This window comes from Streptomyces fuscigenes (genome assembly GCF_021556455.1).
Classification (GTDB): Bacteria; Actinomycetota; Actinomycetes; order Streptomycetales; family Streptomycetaceae; genus Streptomyces; species Streptomyces fuscigenes.
Genome location: NZ_JAKGCV010000430.1, coordinates 1 through 4,613, shown reverse-complemented (window position 1 = coordinate 4,613; position 4,613 = coordinate 1). Strand labels below are relative to the sequence as shown.

At 72.9% G+C, this 4,613-nt stretch carries 3 protein-coding genes and 1 pseudogene; all 4 read right to left on the bottom strand.

The window, feature by feature from the left end; genetic code table 11:
• Positions 1-367 precede the first annotated feature (367 nt).
• Complete coding sequence (locus L1885_RS23990; RefSeq protein WP_235799250.1) at positions 368-1,267, bottom strand: DUF5936 domain-containing protein; 900 nt, start codon at positions 1,265-1,267, stop codon at positions 368-370.
• Between the two features lie 234 nt (positions 1,268-1,501).
• Entirely contained in the window at positions 1,502-2,452 is a 951-nt protein-coding gene (locus tag L1885_RS23985; protein ID WP_235799249.1) for a type II secretion system F family protein, read from the bottom strand.
• Between the two features lie 405 nt (positions 2,453-2,857).
• Positions 2,858-4,195, bottom strand: a pseudogene (locus L1885_RS23980) (TadA family conjugal transfer-associated ATPase); the annotation flags it as partial.
• On the bottom strand, positions 4,192-4,613 hold a 422-nt coding region (locus L1885_RS23975; protein WP_235799248.1), incomplete at its 5' end, for a TadE/TadG family type IV pilus assembly protein. The pseudogene L1885_RS23980 and the gene L1885_RS23975, both read right to left, overlap by 4 nt.

Sequence of the window (4,613 nt, the reverse complement as noted above, 5' to 3'; positions counted from 1 at the left end):
CGCCGCCGCGCATGCCCGGGCCGCGGCGGCCGCGGCCGCGCCGGCACCCGTGGCCGCTCCCCCGGCAGCCGCACCGGTGCGCGTCGCACTCGCGCGGGTCTCGTGCGTCCGTCGCCGCATGACGCCCCGCCTCCCTTCCCGTCGCTCGTGGCACGTGCGTTGCCGCTGCCGTGTTGCCGTCGTGCTCGCTCTACTCTTCCCCTGCTGCCGTTGGTCCGGCCCTTTGGTCTTGCCCTGCTGCCGTTGGTCCGGCCCCTTGTTCTTGCCCTGCTGCCGTTGGTCCGGCCTTTTGGTCTTGCCCTGCTGCCGCTGGTCCGGCCCCTTGTTCTTGCCCCTGCTGCCGCCGCTCCGGCCGCTGTTCGCTCCCTCAGCCGCCGCCGAGGATCTCGCCGAAGTCGACGCCCGAGCCGTAGTAGAAGCTCATCGCGATCAGGACGAGGGTGGCCGGCAGCATGACGAGCGTGACCACGAGCGTCGTCTTGGGCACGGCGCGGGCCGCGGTGCGCCGGGCGTTCTGCGCGTCCGTGCGGCGCATGTCCTCGGCGATCTGGATGAGCGTGTCGACGATCGGTGCGCCCAGTTCCTCGCCCTGCTGGAGCGCGGTGACGAACATCGACACCTGCTCGCTGTCGTTGCGCCTGCGCAGCTGGTTGAAGGCCTCCCTCCGTGAGACGCCCATGTCCATCTGGCGGATCGTGATGCGCAGTTCGTCGGACCAGGGCCCCTGGTACCTCTCGGCGACCCGTTCGAGGGCCTGCCGGAAGCCGAGGCCCGCGGAGACCACGACGGCGAGCACGTCGAGGAAGTCCGGCAGCGTCCGCTCGATGTCGCCGCGCCGCTTCCGGGTGGCGGCCCGGATGATCACGTCCGTCCACACCAGCCCGAACACCAGCGCCGCGATGCCGAGCGCCAACTGGCCCCGGGCGGACAGGGCGAGGAACGCGAGGATGCCGAGCGCCCCGAACACCGCGCGGCGCGCCGCGTAGCGGTCGACGGTCAGGCCTCCGGGGTTGCCGGCCCGGTCCAGCCGGCGGCGCAGCGCGTCCACCCGCTTCGGGCCCATCATCCGCAGCACGAGGGGTGCGTACCGCATGCCGACGCGGTCGATGCCCGAGCCGACGGCGGACGTGCGGGTCGCGCCGACCTCCAGGGCGACGCTGAGGTCGCTGGGGAGTTTCGCGTCGGCCCGGTACAGGCGGATGCCGTGAAAGATGCCGTACACCGAAAGGCCGAGGACCACCGCGAGGGGAAGGGCGAGTGCCGTCATGCTGTCCGCTCCGTCCGCGGGGTGGGGTGGTCGCGAGTGGGCGGCCCTCCGGGGCGCGTGCCCGGGGGGCGCGGTGCGCCCGCGCCGGGGCGACGACCGCGGGCCGGTCGTGCGCACCCGTACCGGGGGCCGGGCAGCGTGGACGCTCTGGATGCCGTGAGTGTCTTGGGTGCCCTGGATGCCGTGAGTGTCCTGGGTGCCGTGGATGCCGTGAGTGTCTTGGGTGCCATGGGCTCAGACCCGTACCGTCGACATGCGGCGGATGAGGAACAGCCCGGCGCCGTACAGCGCGAACGCGATCACCGTGGCGATCCGGCCGATGCCGGACGAAGTCATCCGGTCGAGCGCGCCAGGGGTGGCCTGGTTGATCAGCAGGAGGAAGGCGAGGCCGAGCGCCGGTACGGCGACGGCGGTGACCTTGATCTGCGACAGCATGGTGGTGACCTCCCTGCGGGTCTCCTTGCGCTCCTCCAGCGTCCTGGTGAGGTTGCGCAGCGAGCTGACGACCTGGCCGCCCGCCCGGTTGGACAGGACGAGCGTCGTGACGAGGACGACGAGTTCGCGCGACGGCAGCCGCTCGGCGAGTTCGTTCAGCGCGTCGTCGAAGGAGTGGCCGACGGCGAGCCGGTCGGAGACGCGGCGCAGCTCCTCGCCCGCCGGGTCGTCCAGCTCGTCGGCGGCCATCGACAGCGCGGTGCGCATGGCGAGCCCGGCCTGGGTGGCGTTGGCGAGGACGCGGGTGAGTTCGGGCAGCTGGTTGATGAACGCCTCGGTGCGCTTGTTGCGCTGCCAGTTCAGGAACGAGTTGGCGCCCCACAGCCCGGCGAGTGCCGCCAGCACGCCGAAGAAGGGCGCGAAGAAGGCGCCGACGAAGAAGTAGACGACGAGGAGCCCCGCCACGGTGTAGACGGCGAACTCGCCCGGGCTGAGGTCGAGTCCGGTGACCGCGATCTTGCGTTCGAGCCCCTTGCCGAGGCCCGTGCGGCGCAGTCTGCGGTCCACGCCGGGGAAGCGGGGCCGCCGGCCACCGGACTCGATCTCGGGCCGCCCGGTCTCCGTCATGCGGGCGATCAGCGCGCGCCGCTGGGCGCGGCCCGCCGCGTACGCCTGGACACCGATGACGGCGAAGAGCAGCGCGAGGAGTGTGACGCCGAGCGTCAGCGTCGAGAGGTTGGTCTTGTCCATGGTGTCGGGCCCTCGGGACTTGGTGGATCACATGCCGGGCGGGTCGGTGTGCTGCGGGCGGGTCCCGGCGGTGTCCGGCGGCACGCCGGCCGGTGCCGTGCCGTAGGGAGCCGGGCCCGCCGGGCCGGTGCCGCCGTACGGGGACGCCCCGTTCCGGCCGGTGTTGCCGTACGGGGACGCCCCGTTCGGGCCGGTGCCGTACGAAGACGCGCCGTTCGGGCCCGTGCCGTACGGGGGGACGCGCTCGTGCGAGGTGCCGCCGTGCGCGGTGCCGTCGCGTGCCGTGCCGTTCGGGGGCGCCTGCGGGTGCTGCGGCGGCGCCGTCCCGTACGGCGGGGCCGGTGACCCCTGGGCGGGCGCGCCGCCCGCGCCCGGCGGCAGGGGGACGAACGGAGCCATGGGCCAGGCCGACGAGCGGCGGGTGGCGAGCTGCTCGTCGGCCTGCGCGACGCCGAACGCCGCCGGGACGGCCTCCCCCTTCATGTACAGCCGCTCGGCGACACGGCGCGGCAGCGGGTAGTACGCGAACTGCCCGTGCACGCGCCCGTCCGGTGTCATCGGCTGGGTCAGGAAGCGGCAGATCGAGACGATCCGGTACTCCTCGTGGCCGTACGAGTCCACGACGGCGATCTCCGTGATGCGGCGCGAGCCGTCGGCGTGCCGGGTCAGCTGCACGATGACGTCGACGGCGCTGTTGATCTGGTCCTTGATCGCGCCGAACGGGATCTCGACCTCGGACATCGACGACAGGGTCTGCAGCCGCATCAGCGCGTCCTCCGCGCTGTTGGCGTGCACGGTGGCGAGCGAGCCGTCGTGGCCGGTGGACATGGCCTGGAGCATGTCGAGGGTCTCGCCGCCGCGGACCTCGCCGACGATGATGCGGTCGGGTCGCATGCGCAGGGAGTTGCGGACGAGGTCGCGGATGGTGATCTGGCCCTTGCCCTCGACGTTGGCGGGCCGGCTCTCCAGCGTGATCACGTGGTGCTGCTGGAGCTGGAGTTCGGCGGAGTCCTCGATGGTCACGATGCGCTCGCCCTCGGGGATCATCGCGGACAGCGCGTTGAGGAGGGTCGTCTTGCCGGTGCCGGTCGCGCCGGAGACGATCACGTTGAACTTCGCCCGTACGAGCCCCGCGACCAGCAGCATCATCTGCTCGTCGAGCGAGCCCAGTTCGATCAGCTCGGCGAGGGTGAACGAGCGCGGGAAGCGCCGGATCGTGAGGATCGGGCCGGTCAGGGACAGCGGCGGGATGATGACGTTGACGCGCTCGCCCGACGGCAGGCGCGCGTCGACCATCGGGTTCGCCTCGTCGACGCGGCGGTTGACGGTCGAGACGATGCGTTCGATCGTCTGCATCAGCTGCTCGTCGGAGCTGAAGCGGATCGGCAGCCGCTCGATGCGGCCGCCGCGCTCCACGAACACCTGGTCGGCGCCGTTGACCATGATCTCGCTGATGGACGCGTCCTCCAGGAGCGGTTCGAGGACTCCGAGGCCGAGGGCCTCGTCCACGACGCGGCGGATCAACTGGGACCGCTCGGCGGACGAGAGGACCGGCCCCTCGCGGCTGATGATGTGCCCGAGGACGCGCTCCAGCCGGGCGCGCCGGTCCGTCGCGGGGAGGGCGGACATCTCGGCGAGGTCGATCTCCTCCAGGAGCTTCAGCCGGTAGGTGCCGACGAGGAGGGACTCCTGGCTCTCGCCCCCGGCGGGCTCGGTGCTGGTGATGCGGGACCGCAGGCTCATGGGGTGGCTCCTGGGCTTCCGTCGGACACTCGGTCGCGGGGCATGGTGACGCTGCGGGTCGCGTAGCCGAGGTCGAGCAGCGGGACGATGGCGGGGATGTGGACGCGGGCGGTGACGGTCAGGCCGGTGCCGGTGGCGCCGGACTCGGAGAACTCGGTGCCGCCCGAGAGCCAGCCGCTGATCGCGGCGTGCCCGGCCGCCTGGTAGTCGTCGCCCTCCGTCTCGCGGTACGTGGCCGTACGGGCGGCGGCCCGCGCGCCGGTGCCCGCCTGCTGGACGGCATAGCCCGCGATGCCGAGCTGGAGCGCGGCGACCGCGACGAACAGCAGGACGGCCACGACGCCCGCGTACTCGAGGGCGGCCTGGCCGCGGTCGCGGGCAGCCGTGGCCGGGCGGGCGGGGGCGTGCCCGGGCGCGG

Excerpts from the sequence above, each read along its gene's own strand:
- L1885_RS23990 (WP_235799250.1), bottom strand. The coding sequence starts at position 1,267 with ATGACGGCACTCGCCCTTCCCCTCGCGGTGGTCCTCGGCCTTTCGGTG.
- L1885_RS23985 (WP_235799249.1), bottom strand. The coding sequence starts at position 2,452 with ATGGACAAGACCAACCTCTCGACGCTGACGCTCGGCGTCACACTCCTC.